The organism is Photobacterium sp. TY1-4, assembly GCF_025398175.1.
In the GTDB taxonomy this organism is placed as follows: domain Bacteria; phylum Pseudomonadota; class Gammaproteobacteria; order Enterobacterales; family Vibrionaceae; genus Photobacterium.
In genome coordinates, this window is record NZ_CP099734.1 from 2301993 (window position 1) to 2320737 (window position 18745).

Here is an 18745-nt window from a genome sequence, read left to right on the forward strand (position 1 = left end):
GCGATCAAGACAAACCATCAGTTAGTGATTGCGGATCCACTCATCCATGTCCGACTTCAGGTTGTCCGATTTAGTCCCGAAAATCGCCTGCACACCACCACCGGCAACCACGACCCCGGCTGCGCCGAGTTTTTTCAGCTCTTCCTGATCGACCTTATCGATACTGGCAACAGCCACACGCAGGCGGGTAATGCAGGCATCCAGGCCGGTAATGTTGTCTTTGCCGCCAAAAGCCATCACCAGGGATTGTGCCAGTGCTGTACCCGTCGCCATTTCACCTTGCTCTTCGTCCGCTTCACGGCCCGGCGTTTTCAGATCCAGGGCACTGATCACCACTCGGAACACAACATAGTAAACAATGGCGTAAGCTACACCCAGAACCACCAGCAGCCCCATATTGTCAGCGTTTGGTGACTGCACCACAAAATCAATAAAGCCGTTGGAGAACGTATGGCCGTGCACCACGCCCAGCATATTGGTCAGGACATAGGCAAACCCTGCCAGCAGCGCGTGGATCACGTAAAGAACCGGCGCAATAAACAGGAAGGAGAATTCAATCGGCTCGGTGATCCCGGTCAGGAACGACGTCAGCGCCGCAGACAACATGATCCCGCCGACTTTGGCACGATTCTCCGGCCTCGCCGAATGCCAGATTGCAATCGCCGCCGCCGGCAGACCGAACATTTTGAACAGGTACCCCCCGGCCAGCTGACCGAACCCGTTCCCGGCAGCACGGGAGGCATCATCCGCGGTCAGGAAGCAGGTCATAATCCCGTTCACCACCTCACCGGACTTATTCACACACTCACCTGCTTCGTAAAAGAACGGTACATTCCAGATGTGGTGCAAGCCAAATGGGATCAGCGCACGCTCGACCACACCGTAAATCCCGAAAGCCGTCACCGGATTCTGGTTTGCGGCCCAGTCAGAGAAAGCGGCAATACCGGCACCGATTGGTGGCCAAATGAAAGAGAGCACAATACCCAGGGCAATGGCACAAAAGCCGGTGATAATCGGCACCGAACGCTTCCCGGCAAAAAAACCGAGATAGTCAGGGAGTTGGATTCGATAAAATCGATTAAATGCCCACCCGGCCAGGCCACCGACCAGGATCCCGCCCAGCACACCAGTATTGATTTCATCAACCCCGTAGGCACCCGCCATCACTTTCAGCGTGGCAACCATGATCCCGTAACCAACAATCGCGGATAACCCGGCGACACCGTCATTGTTGGTGAAACCCAGGGCCACACCAACGGCAAACAGCAATGCCATTTGGCCGAACACTGAGCCGCCTGCCTGCTCCATCAGATGAGAGACAATATCCGGCATCCAGCTAAAGTTCGCTGCCCCGACCCCCAACAGAATACCTGCGACCGGCAGAACCGAGACGGGCAGCATCAGCGCCTTACCGACTTTCTGCAGGTTCGCAAAAAGGTTCTTAAACATAGTGTGCTCCTGAATGAAACTGTTTTAGTTAGATATCAAGTCAGTGCAAGCCAACTATCCCCCGTAGTCATAATGCTAGCACCACTTTTATTTTTTATTGCCGCAAGAGTATAAAATGCGGCGCTAAATATAACTTGATACCTATCAATAACACCCACAGGTTACGAAATTAAATTTCACAAAAAAGGTTAAAATTCAGTCAAAACGTACAGCAACAACCAATAATCTGTTCATTTTCAGCGAATAAATCATTTTAGCGCTATCCATGGTTGGTAACTATATTTCAGCTTGGTAACTAAGCACCTTTTGATGAGTCACGACTTCAACGCCAGACATACTTAGCAAGCACCCAGTAACCCAGTAACCCAGTAACCCAGTAACCCAGTAACCCAGTAACCCAGTAACCCAGTAACCCAGTAACCCAGTAACCCAAGATTGTTTTTATGCACCACAAATTAAACTTGGTCTACTTTTTCAGGATGAAAAAAAAAGAGGGGAAATTTGCATCTTTAACCAACCAACTTCTTTTCCGACCATGAACAAGCTGCCGCAGACAGATACCTGAGTGGTAACGACGGATAGCGCTTATTCACACTGATGGCAGAAATGTAGGAAATGTAGGAAATGTAGGAAATGTAGGATTGGACCTGCGGCGGCTTGATTCGGCACCATCCGGGCCAAATAAAAAAGGAGCCGAAGCTCCTTTGGGTTCAGACAGAAAGTTCTTTTAGCGCTGGGCGCGCGAGAAAAGCGAGAAGAAATTCTCCGTGGTAACCCGCTCAACCTCTTCGACGGAAACGCCTTTGAGCAGAGCAATATACTCGGCGACCTCTCGGACATAAGCCGGTTGGTTTTGTTTACCGCGATGTGGCACGGGTGCCAGGTACGGTGAGTCGGTTTCCACCAGCAGGCGCTCTAGTGGGATCTGGTGAACCACATTTTTCAGTTCGCTGGCCTTGTTAAAGGTCACGATTCCGGAAATCGAGATGTAGAAGCCAAGCTCAATCGCGGCCTGGGCCATTTCCAGACTTTCAGTGAAGCAGTGCAGCACACCCCCACACTTTTCCGCCCCTTCTTCACGCAAAATACGCAGCGTATCTTCACGTGCCATTCGGGTATGGATAATCAACGGCTTGTTCAGCTCGACGGCTAAACGAACATGCTGGCGGAAAATCTCCTGCTGCTGCTCGGCCAGCTCCGGCTGGTAGTGATAATCCAGGCCGGTTTCACCGATGGCAACCACGCGCTCATGCTGTGCGTAAACCCGCAACTGTTCGTAATCAAAGCCGGCTTCAATATCCAGGGGATGCACACCACAAGTTGCAAAGACGTGCGGATAAGGTTCAATCAGTTCCATCATGGTCGGAAAGCTTTTCAGCGTCACCCCAACCGACAGGAAGTAATCGACACCTCTGGCCTTGGCTTTAGCCAACACATCATCAACCCCAGTATGTAATTGCTCGTAATCCAGTTTGTCCAGGTGACAATGTGAATCAACTAACACAAGATGCTCCTCAAATTTTTCGGACGGTTAATCGGGCATAAACCCGGTTAACCAGTTAACAATCAACAACTCTTCATTCAACCCGCTGTGGGTCTCCAGCTGCCTTTGCAAGGCATTGACCTGATGCGCCTGACGCAGCAGTACCGCCGGGCTGAGCTGGGCTGCGACAGCCTGTACCTTCGCGACGGATTCGCAATGGATCAAATGGGCACCAGCCCCTTGCTGAAGTTTAATACAGTCGACCAGGAAATAGCTGAGCCACTTCAGGCTGAGCGTGCCTTCAGCGACGCACATGCCCGCCACATCGTACAGGCCCAGATGAGGCGGCTTGGCAAACGCACAAAACGCGTCCAGCAGGTTGCCGTAACGAATGTCCTGCCCCTGCTCAATAAATGCGACCGTCGCCAGCGGCGAACCACGATTGAGCCGGATGACTTCCCGCTTGACGCTTTGCATCAACTGCTGTTCAACCCAACGCTGGGTTTGCCCTTCATCCGGGGTCGGCAGCCGCCATTGATTACACCGGCTGGTGATGGTCGGAAGTAAGCTGTCCAGCGAGTGGGCCAGCAACACAAACTGACATCCGGACGGCGGCTCTTCCAGGGTTTTCAACAGCGCATTGGCCGCAGACTCCCCCATCTGATCCGCCGGATCAATCATGATCACCCGCTGGCCCGCCAGCTGAGAGGTTTCTGTGGCCCAGCGGTTACATTGGCGAATTGCATCCACTCCGATCTGCTTGCCTGCTTGCGCCGGCGTCACGGCGTGGTAATCCGGGTGGTTCCCGGCATCGAAGAGCTGGCAGCTATGACAGTGTCCACAGGGATCCGTCTCACTGTGCTGGCACAGCACGGTTTTCGCCAATTGTCTGGCCAGCGCCTCGCGCCCACTGCCGCCCGGCGCCACCAGCAACACGGCATGATGCAAGCGGCCCTGACGCAACAATTGCTGCCAGTTTAGCCAGACAGACTCCTGCCATGGATACAACATGTTACTGCCGCTCCAGCCAGACGTTGAGTGCCTGGGTGATCGCAGCCGAGACGTCCGCGAGCGACTGCCCGGCGTCAATGATCACCACGCGCGGATCCTGCTCGGCCAGCGCCAGGAATCGCGCCCGGGTCCGGTGGAAAAAGTCGATATTCATTTGTTCGATCCGATCCAGCTCGCCACGACCGCGCGCACGCTCCAGGCCCAGCACCGGATCGATGTCCATGTACAAGGTCAGATCGGGACGGAAATCCCCCAACACGGTATCGCGCAGGTTCTCCATCACGACCGGATCAAAACCGCGTCCACCGCCCTGATAAGCCTGTGACGACATGTCATGACGATCACCAACTACCCAACGCCCTTGCGCCAGCGCCGGCTTAATCACATTGTCCACCAGCTGAATCCGGGCCGCATACAGCAACAACAGCTCCGCCATATCGGTCAGCGGCTCATCGGGATGCCCCTGTTTAACCAATGTTCGCATCTGTTCAGCCAATGGTGTCCCACCCGGCTCACGGGTCAGAACCGGCTCGGCAATCCCGTGCTCTTGCAGTACCTTGGCCACCAGGTTGATCGCCGTACTTTTCCCGGCGCCCTCAAGCCCCTCAATTACAATAAATTTACCAGTCATTTGTTTTGCTTTAGTGTTCTCAGATAATCGCGCACTGCCCGGTTATGCTCGCGCAGTGTCGTTGAAAATTTATGACCGCCTTTGCCGTCAGCCACAAAATAGTAATAATTGCTGGTTTGCGGATTCACGGCCGCCAGCACCGAGGCCTGGCTCGGCATCGCAATCGGCGTCGGTGGAAGCCCGAAAATGGTATAGGTATTGTAAGGCGTCGGCGTACGCAGATCCCGTTTGCGGATATTCCCATCGTAGCGCTCGCCCATGCCGTAAATCACGGTCGGATCGGTCTGCAACCGCATCCCTTTCTTCAGGCGGTTCATAAAGACGGAAGACACCACGGTTCGCTCATGATCGACCGCCGTTTCCTTCTCAATAATCGAGGCCATGATCAACGCTTCATAGGGATTTTTCAGCGGGATCGCCTCATTGCGCCCTTCCCAGGCTTCGGCCAGCAGGCGGCTCATCTGACGGTATGCACGGCGCAACAGCTCCAGATCCGTTGTTCCCGCCGTATAGTGATACGTTTCCGGCAACAAATAACCTTCGAGTTTCTCAACGTCCGCGCCAATCTCAGCGGCAATTTCAGCCTCCGTCATCGCTTGGGTGGCATGCACCACATAAGGTGCTTCCTTCAGCTGCGCACGCCAGTCGACGAATCGGTCGCCTTCCAGCAGGGTGATCGCAAACTGATGCTCCCGGCCGGACACCACCAGCGTCAGGAGATCATGCAAGGCCATGGTCGGTGTGATCTGGTAAGTCCCCGATTTCAAGCGGGACAGCTGCGGCTCAAGCCGTGGGATCCACCGGGTCCAGGTCGATGCCGGGATGATATTTTCCTGATCCAGTTGCGCCAGCAGACCACGGAAGGACGTTCCGGGTTTGACAGTCAGCAACATCTTGTCCTGGAGTGTGACCGGTTGGTTCAGCGAGGCTTTCACCTGCTGAAACGACCAGCCCAATCCACCTGCAACCGCCAACACAACCAATAAGATGACGATCAGCAACTTCTTTAGCACGCGTACAACCTCTCGTTCAGTTCACGCAGCAGCGTCTGCTCCGTAAACGTTGTTCCTGCAATTTCTGATATCGGCACCAGCGCCATGAGAGCATTAGTAATAAAGACTTCATCAGCGCAACGCAACTCATCCAGGGGGGATTTGACAAACTCTGTACAATACGGGCTCTGTTTAAGCAATGCCAGCACATGGGCCCGCATCACGCCATGCACACCGCAAGTCTCCAGAGACGGCGTATACACAGTCTGCCCTTTGCGCCAGAAGATATTCGAGGCCACCGTCTCCGCGACACAACCATTCGCGTCGAGTACCACCGCATCCAGCCAGCCCCGCTCCTGCGTTTCCTGTTTCAGTAACACCTGCTCCAGCCGGTTCAGGTGCTTTAATCCAGCCAGCATCGGACTCGTCGACAGCTGTTGCCGACAGACCCCCAGAGCGATGCCGTGCTGCTGCCACTGCTGGTACTGTCTCGGCCAGGCAAAATCAGAGACGATCACCTGGGTATCGAGGCAACCGGCAGGACTGTAGCCCCGCCCGCCTGCGCCCCGGCTGATCAGCACTTTTACTCCGCCTTTGTCCGCTTTGTCCGGAAAGGCGGCTGCAAGCAGATGAACCTGCTCGGCCAGCGCCTGCCAGTCCGGCGCCGCGATCCGCAGCGCCGCCAACGTATGTTGCAACCGCTGTAAATGTAACGGCCATAACCGAGGCTGACCCTGTTCAACGAGAATGGTGGTAAAACAGCCATCGCCATACTGCAACGCCCGATCGGCCACCGTTACCGTGTCCGTCTCTACACCGTTGATCAGAATCATCCCAGCCTCCAGATAAAAAAACGGCCCGGTGCAGTGCACCGGGCCGTGTCATCATAACAGGTTCTCGTCAGATTTTCTTAAATAGCAACGAGCCGTTGGTGCCACCGAAACCAAAGGAGTTACACAGCGCGTACTCCAGGTTCACCTGACGCGCTTCACCTGGTACGTAGTCCAGATCACAGCCTTCATCCGGGTTTTCCAGGTTAATCGTTGGCGGAACCGCCTGATCAATCAAGGTCATGGCAGTAATAATGGCTTCGACCGAGCCGGCAGCACCCAGCAGGTGGCCTGTCATTGACTTGGTTGAAGAAACCAGCACTTTATCCGCTGCCGCACCCAGGGCACGTTTGATCCCCAGCGTTTCAGCAACGTCACCGGCAGGCGTCGAGGTACCGTGTGCATTGACGTAACCAATGTCTTCTGCATTGATCCCGGCATCACGAATCGCCGCTTCCATCGCCAGCGCACCGCCTGACCCGTCTTCGCTTGGCGAGGTCATGTGGTAAGCATCGCCACTCATGCCGAAGCCAACCAGCTCGGCATAAATTTTCGCACCACGTGCTTTGGCGTGCTCGTACTCTTCCAGCACCATCATGCCGGCACCGTCGCCCAGCACGAAACCGTCACGGTCTTTATCCCACGGGCGAGAAGCCGCTTGCGGGTCATCGTTACGGGTCGACAGCGCTTTCGCCGCCGCAAAACCACCCATGCCCAGCGGGGTCGATGCTTTTTCAGCACCACCGGCCAGCATGGCATCTGCATCACCATAAGCAATCATACGCGCAGCATGGCCAATGTTATGAAGGCCAGTTGTACATGCCGTAGAGATGGCGATGTTCGGACCGCGCAGACCGTACATGATAGACATGTGGCCGGCGATCATGTTGACAATTGTTGATGGAACAAAGAACGGGCTGATTTTGCGCGGTCCTTTTTCCAACAGGGCTTGATGGTTGGCTTCAATCAGTCCCAGACCACCAATGCCAGAGCCAATCGCTACACCGATTCGTGGAGCGTTTTCTTCAGTTACTTCAATACCAGAGTCTTTTAACGCCTGTACGCCTGCGGCAATACCGTATTGAATGAACAAGTCCATTTTGCGAGCATCTTTCTTGGACATGTACTCTTCACAATCGAAGTCTTTGACCAGGCCAGCAAAACGGGTCGCAAATGCGCTCGCATCAAAATGCTCAATGTTGCTAATACCACTAGTGCCTGCCAGAAGGGCTTTCCATGAAGACTCAACAGAATTACCAACCGGTGATAGCATACCCATGCCAGTAACAACTACGCGACGCTTAGACACGATTTTTTCTCCGGGAATTGAGGATAAAACAGGATTTCGAAATTAAATCAGGCGGTCATGGTGACCGCCTGGAGGGAGTTCTTTAATTACTCAGACGCGCTAACAACGTAGTCGATAGCTGCTTGAACTGTCGTAATTTTTTCAGCTTCTTCGTCAGGAATCTCAGTATCGAATTCTTCTTCCAGAGCCATTACCAGTTCAACTGTGTCCAGAGAGTCAGCACCCAGATCGTCAACGAAAGATGCTTCGTTCTTCACTTCTGCTTCGTCTACGCCTAGTTGCTCAACGATGATTTTTTTTACGCGTTCTTCGATGTTGCTCATTAATCTATTTCCTTAAAACAAGAATTCGCTAATGCGATTTGCTGTAGTTTATTCATTACGGCCAAAGTTGCAATACTCAACACGCTGGTCAAACCACGAATTTCCGTGAAAACAAGACGAGTTTGACTTGCATCATCAAGTTATGCAACTTTTTTGTTTAAATCATGTACATGCCGCCGTTAACGTGCAGTGTCTCACCGGTTACATAACCCGCATCATCCGATGCCAGGAAGGCAACAGCTGCTGCAATTTCACGCGGATCACCCAGGCGACCGGCTGGAACATTGGCAAGTGTAGCAGCACGCTGGTCATCATTCAGCGCTTTAGTCATATCGGTTTCGATAAAACCAGGCGCAACCGCATTAACTGTGATCCCGCGCGCAGCAACTTCACGTGCCATCGACTTGGTGAAACCGACCAGACCAGCTTTCGCTGCTGCATAGTTAGTCTGTCCCGCATTCCCCATGATCCCCACCACAGAGCCGATGCTGATAATCCGGCCACTGCGTTTCTTCATCATTGGGCGCAGTACGGCTTTGGACAGGCGGAAGACAGACGTCAGGTTGGTGTCCAGAATGTCTTGCCACTCTTCATCTTTCATTCGCATCAGCAGGTTATCACGCGTGATCCCGGCGTTGTTCACCAGAATATCGATTTCGCCAAACTGCTCTTTAATCGCTTTCAGGACAGATTCGATTGACTCTGGAGATGTCACATTCAGTGCCATCCCGGTGCCATTATCGCCCAGGTAGGCGCTAATGGCTTCTGCACCGTTGTCAGAGGTTGCTGTTCCGATCACGGTTGCGCCGCGCTCGACCAGAATTTCTGCGATCGCACGACCGATACCACGGCTTGCACCGGTAACCAGAGCAATTTTACCTTCAAGGCTCATTGTGTTTCCTCTTCTATAAGGGAGTCTGGGGCCTGTCCCTTAGAGCATCTTCACGGTGCAGTCATCCGACTGGCCGGCTGAGACAGGCAACAATCTTACTTCGCGGCGTCCAGGCTTGCTGGATCGTTCACCGCGGCACCACCAAGGGCACGATTAATTCGTTTGGTCAAGCCGGTCAGGACTTTACCCGGTCCCATTTCCAGCAGCGTTTCGATGCCGTCGGCGGCCATGCGCTCAACAGACTCTGTCCAACGGACCGGACCGTACAGTTGCTTCACCAGCGCTTGCTTGATCGCCGCCGGATCGGTTTCAACCGCCACATCGGCGTTGTTGATCACCGGGATCGCCGGTGCATTGAACGCAACCGCTTCCAGCGCGACCGCCAGTTTCTCCGCCGCAGGCTTCATCAGCGCACAGTGGGAAGGCACTGAAACCGGCAGCGGCAGTGCACGTTTGGCACCCGCTTCCTTACACAGGACGTTAGCACGCTCAACGGCTTCTTTATTCCCCGCAATCACCACCTGACCCGGCGAGTTAAAGTTCACCGGCGAACACACCTGGCCTTGGGCCGCTTCTTCACAGGCTTTGGCAATGGCGTCGTTATCCAGACCGATAATGGCAGACATTGCACCGACACCGGCAGGAACGGCTTCCTGCATCAGCTGGCCACGCAGCTCAACCAGTTTTACCGCGTCTTTGAAATCCATCAGTCCGGCACACACCAGCGCCGAATATTCGCCCAGGCTATGGCCCGCCAGCACAGTTGGCTGCGCGCCGCCCTGCTGCTGCCAAACACGCCAAATTGCAACCGAAGCCGTCAGTAATGCCGGCTGGGTGCGGTGCGTTTCGTTCAGTGCTTCCGCTGGTCCGTTCTGAACCAGCGCCCACAGATCATAACCCAGCGCGTCAGATGCTTCGGCAAACGTCTCTTGCACAACAGCATACTGCGCAGCCAGCTCAGCCAGCATGCCAACGGCTTGAGAGCCCTGGCCCGGGAAAACAATCGCGAACTTAGACATTCGAGAATCCTTATTCTTACGTACTGATTTTTCAGTAGATTGACAAGAGATGTGTTTTTCGGACAACAGTAATCCAGTCAAGATTACCGGTCACGACACACCCCTTCCTAAACGTTATCGAATCCAGGCAGGTGCACTGCCGGATCAGAATTTGACCAGCGCCGAGCCCCAGGTAAAGCCGCCGCCGAATGCTTCCAGCAGCAGGGTCTGGCCACGTTGGATCCGGCCGTCACGGACCGCTTCGTCCAGCGCAGTCGGAACCGTCGCGGCCGAGGTATTGCCATGGCGATCTAAAGTCACCACCACCTGATCCATCGACATCGACAGCTTTTTGGCCGTCGCTGAGATAATCCGCAGGTTGGCCTGATGCGGTACCAGCCAGTCCAGTTCGGATTTATCCATATTGTTTGCCGCCAGCGTATCTTTCACCAGATTCGACAGCTGAGTCACGGCAACTTTAAAGACTTCGTTGCCGGCCATGTACAGCCACTTGTCGTCGCTGAAGGTCTGGCCGTGCTCCGGCACCGCCAGGCTCAGCAGGCCCCCGAAGTGTCCATCGGCATGCAGATGGGTCGAAATGATCCCCGGCGCTTCACTGGCACCGACAACCACGGCACCGGCACCGTCACCAAACAAGATAATAGTCGACCGATCCTCGGGATCACATTTATGAGACAGCGCATCAGAGCCAATCACCAAGACATTTTTGGCCATACCGGTTTTAATGTGCTGATCGGCAACGCTCAGGGCGTAAATAAAGCCAGAGCAAGCTGCGGCGATATCAAACGCCGGGCAGCCTTGAATGTCCAGCATCCCCTGCACCTGGCAGGCCGCAGACGGAAACGAATGGCTGGCACTGGTGGTGGCCACAATGATCAGGTCAATCTCTGATTTATCGATGCCCGCCATCTCAATGGCGTTCAGAGAAGCCTGATATCCCATGACCGCGACAGTTTCATCAGCAGCGGCGATACGGCGCTCGCGAATACCCGTCCGCGCGACAATCCATTCGTCGGATGTATCAACCATCTGTTCTAAGTCGGCATTAGAACGTACTTGAGCTGGCAGGTAGCTGCCGGTACCTAAAATTTTGCTATACATGAAGACTAATAATGCCTCTCGAGTAAGACTGCTTCCAAACGGTCACTGATTTTTGTCGGTATTTGCCGTTTGACCTCGTGTACCGCTTCGCCAATCGCATTTGAAAAAGCGGCAATATCAGCACTTCCATGGCTTTTGACCACAATACCGCGCAATCCTAACAGACTTGCGCCATTGTACTGGTCGGGGTTCAATCGTTTGAGGCTGACGAATAGGTCATTAAACAACCATTTAGCCACCAAACGCTTTATCGGGTTCCGGGTGATTGCATTTTTGATGCTATCAATAAACAGGTTGGCAACCCCTTCGCTGGTTTTCAGGCTGACGTTGCCGACGAAACCATCACAGACAATCACATCCGCCCGTCCGGAATAAAGTTCATTACCTTCAAGATAGCCGATGTAATCAATCTCGGGGGACTCGCACAGCAGCTCGGCGCAGCGCTTGACCAGATCGTTGCCTTTGATCTCCTCTTCACCGATGTTGAGCAGGGCCACTTTCGGCGGAACGGTTAGATCCTGTTCGGCAAGAACGGCGCCCATCACGGCAAACTGAAACAGGGTATCGGCATCGCAGGACACATTGGCGCCAAGATCCAGCAGCCAGGTTTTATGCTCAGTATTGGTCGGGATCGCAGAAACCAGTGCTGGTCGGTCAACGCCGGGCAGCAGCTTGAGGGTAAAGCGCGATAACGCCATCAGGGCACCGGTGTTGCCCGCACTGACACAGGCATCGGCCTGCCCGACGGCAACCGCTTCCAGAGCCATACGCATAGACGATCCCTGACTTCGGCGTAATGCCTGAGACGGCCGGGTATCATTGGCGATCACATGCTCACAGTGAACAATGCGAATACGGGGATGCTTGAGCTGATGAAGAAGGGATAGCTGCTCGGTGATCGCTTGCTGATCACCAAATAAAATCACGTTGAGCGATGGGTATTGCAACAGTGCCTGCACGGAGGCAGGCACTGTTACTTGAGGACCGAAATCCCCGCCCATTGCATCAAGTGCAACGGTTAGACCACTCAAGGCTCAACCTTATTTGTTGATAACCTTACGGCCACGGTAGAAACCGTCAGCTGTTACGTGGTGACGTAGGTGAGTTTCACCACTTGCAGAATCTACAGATACAGCTGCAGTTGTCAGTGCATCGTGAGAACGACGCATACCACGTGCTGAACGTGATTTTTTGCTCTTTTGTACGGCCATTAACCCTACTCCTGTTAAAATTACTTACTTCAAATTTTTCAATACTGCAAACGGATTCGGACGCTCATCAGCAACGGGGATTTCACCAAAAGTCATGTTTCCGCTGGCTTTGCAGTCAGCTTCATCATGCATAGCGACTTGAGGTAATTCCAAAATCAACTCATCTTCAACAATCTGAATCAGGTTGATCTCACCATTTTCGTCGACGTCAGCCGGCTCATAAGCTTCCGGAAACTCATCAACTGCCTCAGGCTTGAGGAGCGGACTATAACAGAAATCGACACTGTATTCGTGTTCGAATCCTTCCTGGCATCGCTGACAGGTCAACATCACAGCGACATCAGCGCGACCGCGCATGAAGGCCAGATGACGTTGGTCAAAGTCAAATGATAAGGTGACGTTTGCATCACGTATTACGCTCTGGGTGGATTCAGCCAGACGCTCAAGAATTTCGGCTTTGATGATGCCATCATAGTCGAGTTTTTTCTGAGCGGCGCGAACCGGATCTACCGTTAGCGGCAATTTTACCTTTTGCATAGGGCGCGAATATTAGCCTTCTAATCTGTTTGAGTCAAAGGAAATGTGCGCGAATTAACAGCTTTTGGCCAATTCGCCAGCTACCACACGGGCAGCCATCCCGCGGCCGGGTCACTTCCCCCCTATTGGTCGCTATCTGCCTGAGTGGTAACAGGTTGCCAGCCACTCACCAAACGAACAAATAACCACCGAAGACAGACGAAATCCTGACCAGTTTTGATACCGTCAGCCACCTTCTTAGTATGGTGCCGATTCGCCTGTTGTACCGCTTTTGTCACACCGGTAGCCGAGGGGCAGATTGCACGCTAGACTACCCGGCATTGAACTCCATACTTCCCAGAGCGAGTCCCGATCCCATGACCCAACCTTTGCTGCTGGCTTCGACCTCACCGTTTCGCCAATCCCTGCTGGAAAAATTCAGCTACCCGTTCGAAACTGCCAGCCCGAATATTGATGAAACAGCGCTGCCCGGTGAAACTGCCGAACAACTTGTCATGCGACTGGCCCAGGCCAAAGCTGAAGCCTGCGCCGCCAACCATGCCGATACGCTGATCATCGGCTCCGATCAGGTCTGCGTCATTGACGGCCAGATCCTCGGCAAGCCCCACACGGAAGACAATGCTGTCCGTCAGCTGCAAGCAGCCAGCGGCCAGACCGTCACCTTCTACACCGGCTTGTGCCTGCATAACGCCCGTACCGGTCACAGTCAGGTTGTCTGCGAACCGTTTCATGTCCACTTTCGCCCGCTGACAGACGATGAAATTCGCCGTTACGTGACGCTGGAGCAACCCCTCAACTGCGCCGGCAGTTTTAAAAGCGAAGGCCTCGGCATCGCGCTGTTTGACCGCCTCGAAGGGCGTGATCCGAATACCCTGGTCGGCCTGCCGCTGATTGCCCTGCGCGAGATGCTGGCCCGCGAAGGCGTTGCGATACTCTGAGCCGTCGCAACGTGCGAATCCGGCCAGGTATCCGGACCGGCACCGCAAACTGTAGCGGACCGTCGAAAAAGGCGAACCCATTCAGATTCGCCTTTCATCCTATCGCCTGTCACAGAGGCATCAACAACGACAGCCTTCGTCCTGAAAAGCAGACTTCCTCTCCGGCTCCCTTACGATGCCTGCCGAACCGGCTTCTTGCGCAGCTGCTCAATGGCGCGAACCAGCATCGGCTCCATCGGCGCATTAATTTCCATCTCCGCTTCTGTTTTCGGGTGACAGAACTTGATGTTCGCGGCATGCAGGAACAGTCGGTTGAGGCCCACTTTTTTCGTATACGCATCAAACCGCGGATCGCCATAGCGAGCATCCCAGGCAATCGGGTGACCGGTATACTGGCAATGCACGCGGATCTGGTGCGTCCGGCCGGTCACCGGGCTGGCCTGAACCAGCGTCGCCTGCTCCAGACGCTCAATCACTTTAAACCGAGTATCTGATGCTTTGCCGTTCGGGTTCACCCGCACGATGCTGTTCACTTCATTTTTAAGCAGCGGCGCAGTCACCTGCTTGCAACTGGCCTTCCACTCTCCCATCACCAATGCGAAATAGTACTTCTGTACGGTTTTCGCACGAAACTGAGCCTGTAAATGACGCAGTGCCGAGCGCTTTTTGGCGACCAGCAGGATCCCGGAGGTATCCCGGTCAATCCGGTGGACCAGTTCGAGGAAACGCGCATCCGGGCGCAGGGCCCGCAAGGCTTCAATGGCCCCGAATTTCAACCCGCTCCCGCCGTGTACTGCGGTTCCCGAAGGCTTGTTGAGGATCAGCATGTGATCATCTTCGTAGATAATGCAGTCTTCGAGCTCTGCCACTTTATTGAGCTTAGTACTGACCGGCGCCTGCGATTCACGCTCCGGCACCGTCACCGGCGGCACCCGAACCACATCACCGTCCAGCAGCTTGTACTCAGGTTTTATACGTTTTTTATTTACTCGCACTTCACCCTTTCGCAAGATGCGGTAAATCATACTTTTTGGTACGTTTTTTAGCCGGGCTCGGAGAAAATTATCGATCCGCTGGCCTGCAAAGTCATCAGTGATCTCGATGAATTGCACTTTTGGTTTATCATCTTTCATAGGTTTCATTCTAACATGCATGCAAAGCAGATTGCCGCAAAAAAGTCACCCTGCTATGATTGCCTGCAGGAGTGGGATAAAGTGCCTACTTCTGTAACATGGTGAACAGAATATCACCTAACTGACTATCATTCATACAGCTCGGCGAGAAAGCGCAGCACATGGCATAAGACGCGATGCTTTCCGGACTGTTTTTTAGCGTGCTCGATTATAGATTTTTTACCGGTGTAAAAGATACCGCCGCGTAAATCGGTGATGACAGCTGTATATTTTCTGATCTAATCATCTTGAATACCGCTGGACAATACGTGTAGCCAGATAGCACTCCTGAATTCCAGCCGTGAGGCTGCATTAACGAACAGACTTGGAGTCAGGCACCACCGGTACAAACTCGCTAATCGGACCGCTAGCACAACGACAAAAACGAGTACAAAATAATGAAGAGAATGTTGATTAACGCAACTCAGAAGGAAGAGTTGCGCGTCGCATTAGTTGATGGGCAGAAGCTCTTCGATTTGGATATCGAAAGCCCTGGCCACGAGTCTAAAAAAGCAAATATCTACAAAGGCCGTATTACCCGCATCGAACCAAGTCTGGAAGCCGCGTTCGTTGATTACGGTGCTGAGCGCCACGGATTCCTGCCGCTAAAAGAAGTTGCCCGCGATTATTTCCCTGCCGATTACTCTTACCAAGGCCGACCTAACATTAAGGAAGTGCTGAAAGAAGGCCAGGAAGTCATTGTTCAGGTCGACAAAGAAGAGCGTGGGAACAAAGGCGCAGCCTTGACCACCTTTATCTCCCTGGCCGGGAGTTACCTGGTCCTGATGCCGAACAACCCACGGGCCGGCGGTATCTCCCGTCGTATCGAAGGGGAAGAGCGTACCGAGCTCAAAGCGGCCCTGAGCACGCTGGAACTGCCGCAAGGCATGGGCCTGATCGTGCGCACGGCCGGGGTTGGCAAATCCGGTGAAGATCTGGAATACGATCTGAACTACCTGCTCAGCCACTGGGAGCGCGTGAAAGATGCAGCGGACTCTGCACCGGCACCTTTCCTGATCCATCAGGAAAGTAACGTCATTGCCCGCGCGATCCGTGATTATCTGCGCCGTGATATCGGTGAAATCGTGATTGACAGCAAGAAAATCTACGACCGTGCCCGCGAGCATATCCAGCAGGTGCGTCCGGATTTTCTGAGCCGCGTGAAGCTGTATGACCACAGCGATACACCGCTGTTTAACCATTACCAAATTGAAAACCAGATCGAATCAGCCTTCCAGCGTGAAGTTCGCCTGCCGTCAGGTGGCTCCATTGTGATCGATCCGACTGAAGCCCTGACTTCGATTGATATCAACTCCGCCCGCGCCACCAAAGGCGGCGATATCGAAGAAACAGCACTTCAAACCAACCTTGAAGCGGCCGATGAAATCGCCCGCCAGCTGCGCCTGCGGGATCTCGGTGGCCTGGTGGTGATTGACTTCATCGACATGACGCCGGTTCGTCACCAGCGTGAAGTGGAAAACCGCCTGCGCGAAGCTGTTCGTATGGACCGTGCCCGTGTCCAGATCGGCCGGATTTCCCGTTTCGGTCTGCTGGAAATGTCGCGTCAACGCCTGAGCCCGTCTCTGGCGGAAGCCAGCCACCATGTGTGTCCGCGCTGTAGCGGGACCGGGGTGATCCGTGACAGCGAGTCCCTGTCACTGTCGATCCTGCGTCTGATTGAAGAAGAAGCGCTGAAAGACAACACCTCGCAGGTGCTGGCCATTGTGCCGGTAGCGATTGCCTCATACCTGCTCAATGAAAAACGCCGCTCGGTGCAGCATATCGAGAAGTCTCACGGTGTCCGTGCCATTATCGTGCCGAATGCCGATATGGATACCCCGCACTTTGAAGTGGTCCGTGTCCGCACCGGTGATGAGCAGGATACCCTGTCCTACCACCTGCCGCGGGCGCTGGAAGCCCTGAAAGAAGCCGAGTCTGAGCCACAGCAAGATCGCATCATCAACAAGAAGCGCGAAGAGCCGGTACTGCAAGGCTTCGCGGCACCGACTGAGCCACCGAAGCGCAAAGCACCTGAAGCAGTTGCTGCGAAACCGGTTGAAAAGCCAGGACTGTTCAGCCGTATCTTTACCGCATTGACCAGCCTGTTCGGCGGTGCTGCCGAAGCGCAACCGGAGCCGAAAGAAACCGGCAAGCGCAATGGCCGTCGTGGTGAACGCCAGGACAGCCGCCGTGGCGAGCGTCAGGACAGCCGCCGTGGTGAGCGTCAGGACAGCCGTCGTGGTGAACGTCAGGACAAACGTCAGGACAAAGACAGCCGTCGCGGCAAAGATGACACCCGTCAGGGCCGCAAGCGTCAGGACACGGAACGTGATACCCGCAACGGTGAGCGTCAGCAACGTCGTCGCAGCGACAAACCGAAGCAAGAGCGTCCGCAGGTTGAAAAAGCAGCCAAGCCAGCGCGTCCGCAACGCGATGAAGAAGCCAAAGAGCTGAAACATCAGTCGCGCCGCGAAGAGATCCGCGCGCAGAAGAAACAACGTCGCCAGGAAACTCAAGAGGCCGCCGTTGAAACACCGGCCGTTGAAGAGCAAGCGGTTCCGCAGCAAGAGCAAGAGAAAGCGACCAAGGTGAAGCAACGCCGCCAGCGTCGTCAGCTGCAGAAGAAAATCCGCATCCTTGACGCTGAGGAAGCGCAAACTCAGCAGGTTGAAGACGTAACCGCCGAGAAGCAGCCGTCACCACTTCAGGAGTTGGGGACAGCCGTCGCCAAAGAAGCACAAGCCAAATCCGTCGAATCGGATGCAGCTGAGCAAAATGGCGAGCAGGAAAACGGCCAGCGCCGCAACCGCCGTTCACCACGCCACCTGCGTGCCAGCGGCCAGCGTCGTCGCCGTATCCGTGATACCCGTCCGGAGAAAGAAGGTGTTGATTCGGCCGTAACCGAAGCGGTCGGCCATGCCGTCGAAGCCGCCACCGAGACGATGGGCGATCTGGAGAACGTGGTTTCTGCGGTTGAAAAACCGAAAGCACCACGCCTGGCTTCCGGTGTTGCATCACCAGAAATGGCGATGGGCAAAGTTTGGGTTCCGGCCCAGAAGCCATCGGTTGAAGCCGTGGTGGAAACCGCGACCGAAGCACCGGCTGAGCCAGCTGTTGCAGCGACCACAGCACCAGCCCTTGGTGGTGTCGCCATGCCGGAACTGGCCATGGGTAAAGTGTTCCCGCAACGTGCACCTGAAGTTGTTGCAGAGACCACTGAGGTTGAAACAGCGGTAGCCGTTAAAGCACCAGCTGCAGAAGCCGTTGCAGTTGAAACTGTGGAAGCCCCGGTTGCAGCTACGGAAGTCGAAGCTGAGCCAGTGGTTGCCGACGTGAAGCCGGTTGAAGACACTGTCGTTGAAACAGCTACAGTTGAAGAAGCGACAACTGAAGAAGCTGTCGTTGAAGAAACGGTAACAGCTGAGGCCGAGGCACCCGCTGAAGCGCAAGCCGAGCAAGCAGATGTTGCCGCCCCGGTTGAAGCGGTAGCCCCTCAGGCTGAGGAAGCACCAGTGGTTGAAGCCCCTGCTGCTGCCACGGCTCAGGCTGACCGCCCGGCGACTCGCATCACGACAACAGCGCCACGTGGCCACCACACCACGTCACCGATGACCAAGGCACCGGCACCGGCTGCAACTGCGGACGTCTCTGTCGTCGCGATTGCACCGATGCGTGAGCAGCGTGCGGTTACCCGTCAGGCTGGTAGCCAGACGGCGACCAGCATTGCCGGCGCGCCGATGACCAAGCCATCGATGGACTAACCGGTCTGAAACGGAACGAAAGCCATGCATTTTGCATGGCTTTTTTTTCGCCTGATGTCGACCTGAAACCGACAGGCTGCTTTTGC

General features: G+C 54.6%; 17 protein-coding genes. 2 read left to right on the plus strand and 15 right to left on the minus strand.

Annotation, left to right across the window (positions count from 1 at the left end):
• Positions 1-21: 21 nt before the first annotated feature.
• The 14 genes from ptsG to yceD all read right to left on the minus strand — a co-directional run bounded on the left by ptsG (position 22) and on the right by yceD (position 12788).
• Entirely contained in the window at positions 22-1449 is a 1428-nt protein-coding gene (gene ptsG / locus NH461_RS10760; protein ID WP_261600350.1) for a PTS glucose transporter subunit IIBC, read from the minus strand.
• Between the two features lie 727 nt (positions 1450-2176).
• A complete protein-coding gene (locus NH461_RS10765; protein ID WP_261600351.1) occupies positions 2177-2953 on the minus strand; it encodes a TatD family hydrolase in 777 nt (258 codons plus the stop codon).
• 27 nt (positions 2954-2980) lie between these two features.
• Positions 2981-3943, minus strand: a complete 963-nt coding sequence (holB, locus tag NH461_RS10770) for a DNA polymerase III subunit delta' (protein WP_261600352.1) — start codon at positions 3941-3943, stop codon at positions 2981-2983.
• Position 3944: 1 nt separating this feature from the next.
• Positions 3945-4574, minus strand: coding sequence for a dTMP kinase (tmk, locus tag NH461_RS10775; RefSeq protein ID WP_261600353.1), 630 nt, complete (start codon positions 4572-4574; stop codon positions 3945-3947).
• On the minus strand, positions 4571-5587 hold the full coding sequence (gene mltG, locus NH461_RS10780) for an endolytic transglycosylase MltG (protein WP_261600354.1): 1017 nt from the start codon (positions 5585-5587) through the stop codon (positions 4571-4573). Before mltG ends, tmk begins: the two co-directional genes overlap by 4 nt.
• Positions 5581-6399: an aminodeoxychorismate lyase gene (gene pabC / locus NH461_RS10785; protein WP_261600355.1), complete on the minus strand. Its 819-nt coding sequence runs from the start codon at positions 6397-6399 to the stop codon at positions 5581-5583. The genes mltG and pabC overlap by 7 nt, the downstream gene beginning before the upstream one ends.
• Positions 6400-6466: 67 nt before the next feature.
• Complete coding sequence (fabF, locus tag NH461_RS10790; RefSeq protein ID WP_261600356.1) at positions 6467-7705, minus strand: beta-ketoacyl-ACP synthase II; 1239 nt, start codon at positions 7703-7705, stop codon at positions 6467-6469.
• Positions 7706-7791: 86 nt separating this feature from the next.
• Positions 7792-8028: an acyl carrier protein gene (gene acpP, locus NH461_RS10795; protein WP_002541727.1), complete on the minus strand. Its 237-nt coding sequence runs from the start codon at positions 8026-8028 to the stop codon at positions 7792-7794.
• A gap of 157 nt (positions 8029-8185) precedes the next feature.
• The gene (gene fabG, locus NH461_RS10800) at positions 8186-8920 is read right to left on the minus strand and encodes a 3-oxoacyl-ACP reductase FabG (protein WP_261600357.1); all 735 of its coding nucleotides are present in this window, start codon (positions 8918-8920) and stop codon (positions 8186-8188) included.
• Between the two features lie 95 nt (positions 8921-9015).
• Complete coding sequence (gene fabD, locus NH461_RS10805; protein WP_261600358.1) at positions 9016-9939, minus strand: ACP S-malonyltransferase; 924 nt, start codon at positions 9937-9939, stop codon at positions 9016-9018.
• 144 nt (positions 9940-10083) lie between these two features.
• On the minus strand, positions 10084-11040 hold the full coding sequence (locus NH461_RS10810) for a beta-ketoacyl-ACP synthase III (protein ID WP_261600359.1): 957 nt from the start codon (positions 11038-11040) through the stop codon (positions 10084-10086).
• 5 nt (positions 11041-11045) lie between these two features.
• On the minus strand, positions 11046-12071 hold the full coding sequence (plsX, locus tag NH461_RS10815) for a phosphate acyltransferase PlsX (protein WP_261600360.1): 1026 nt from the start codon (positions 12069-12071) through the stop codon (positions 11046-11048).
• A 9-nt stretch (positions 12072-12080) separates the two neighbouring features.
• Entirely contained in the window at positions 12081-12251 is a 171-nt protein-coding gene (rpmF, locus tag NH461_RS10820; protein WP_039468809.1) for a 50S ribosomal protein L32, read from the minus strand.
• Between the two features lie 24 nt (positions 12252-12275).
• Positions 12276-12788, minus strand: a complete 513-nt coding sequence (gene yceD / locus NH461_RS10825; protein ID WP_261600361.1) for a 23S rRNA accumulation protein YceD — start codon at positions 12786-12788, stop codon at positions 12276-12278.
• A gap of 356 nt (positions 12789-13144) precedes the next feature.
• Between yceD and NH461_RS10830 the strand changes: the two genes are divergently transcribed.
• On the plus strand, positions 13145-13726 hold the full coding sequence (locus NH461_RS10830; RefSeq protein WP_261600362.1) for a Maf family protein: 582 nt from the start codon (positions 13145-13147) through the stop codon (positions 13724-13726).
• Between the two features lie 170 nt (positions 13727-13896).
• On the opposite strand, the gene rluC is transcribed toward NH461_RS10830, so the two are convergent.
• Positions 13897-14859, minus strand: coding sequence for a 23S rRNA pseudouridine(955/2504/2580) synthase RluC (gene rluC, locus NH461_RS10835; RefSeq protein ID WP_261600363.1), 963 nt, complete (start codon positions 14857-14859; stop codon positions 13897-13899).
• A gap of 437 nt (positions 14860-15296) precedes the next feature.
• Here rluC and rne point away from each other — a divergent pair, with 437 nt between their 5' ends.
• On the plus strand, positions 15297-18659 hold the full coding sequence (gene rne / locus NH461_RS10840) for a ribonuclease E (RefSeq protein WP_261600364.1): 3363 nt from the start codon (positions 15297-15299) through the stop codon (positions 18657-18659).
• The last annotated feature ends 86 nt before the right edge of the window (positions 18660-18745 follow it).

What these genes read in the sequence shown, in the direction of transcription:
- rne (WP_261600364.1), top strand. Translation starts at nt 15,297, where the DNA reads ATGAAGAGAATGTTGATTAACGCAACTCAGAAGGAAGAGTTGCGCGTC.
- pabC (WP_261600355.1), bottom strand. Translation starts at nt 6,399, where the DNA reads ATGATTCTGATCAACGGTGTAGAGACGGACACGGTAACGGTGGCCGAT.
- acpP (WP_002541727.1), bottom strand. Translation starts at nt 8,028, where the DNA reads ATGAGCAACATCGAAGAACGCGTAAAAAAAATCATCGTTGAGCAACTA.
- yceD (WP_261600361.1), bottom strand. Translation starts at nt 12,788, where the DNA reads ATGCAAAAGGTAAAATTGCCGCTAACGGTAGATCCGGTTCGCGCCGCT.
- NH461_RS10830 (WP_261600362.1), top strand. Translation starts at nt 13,145, where the DNA reads ATGACCCAACCTTTGCTGCTGGCTTCGACCTCACCGTTTCGCCAATCC.
- ptsG (WP_261600350.1), bottom strand. Translation starts at nt 1,449, where the DNA reads ATGTTTAAGAACCTTTTTGCGAACCTGCAGAAAGTCGGTAAGGCGCTG.
- NH461_RS10810 (WP_261600359.1), bottom strand. Translation starts at nt 11,040, where the DNA reads ATGTATAGCAAAATTTTAGGTACCGGCAGCTACCTGCCAGCTCAAGTA.
- rpmF (WP_039468809.1), bottom strand. Translation starts at nt 12,251, where the DNA reads ATGGCCGTACAAAAGAGCAAAAAATCACGTTCAGCACGTGGTATGCGT.
- fabG (WP_261600357.1), bottom strand. Translation starts at nt 8,920, where the DNA reads ATGAGCCTTGAAGGTAAAATTGCTCTGGTTACCGGTGCAAGCCGTGGT.
- fabD (WP_261600358.1), bottom strand. Translation starts at nt 9,939, where the DNA reads ATGTCTAAGTTCGCGATTGTTTTCCCGGGCCAGGGCTCTCAAGCCGTT.
- rluC (WP_261600363.1), bottom strand. Translation starts at nt 14,859, where the DNA reads ATGAAAGATGATAAACCAAAAGTGCAATTCATCGAGATCACTGATGAC.
- holB (WP_261600352.1), bottom strand. Translation starts at nt 3,943, where the DNA reads ATGTTGTATCCATGGCAGGAGTCTGTCTGGCTAAACTGGCAGCAATTG.
- tmk (WP_261600353.1), bottom strand. Translation starts at nt 4,574, where the DNA reads ATGACTGGTAAATTTATTGTAATTGAGGGGCTTGAGGGCGCCGGGAAA.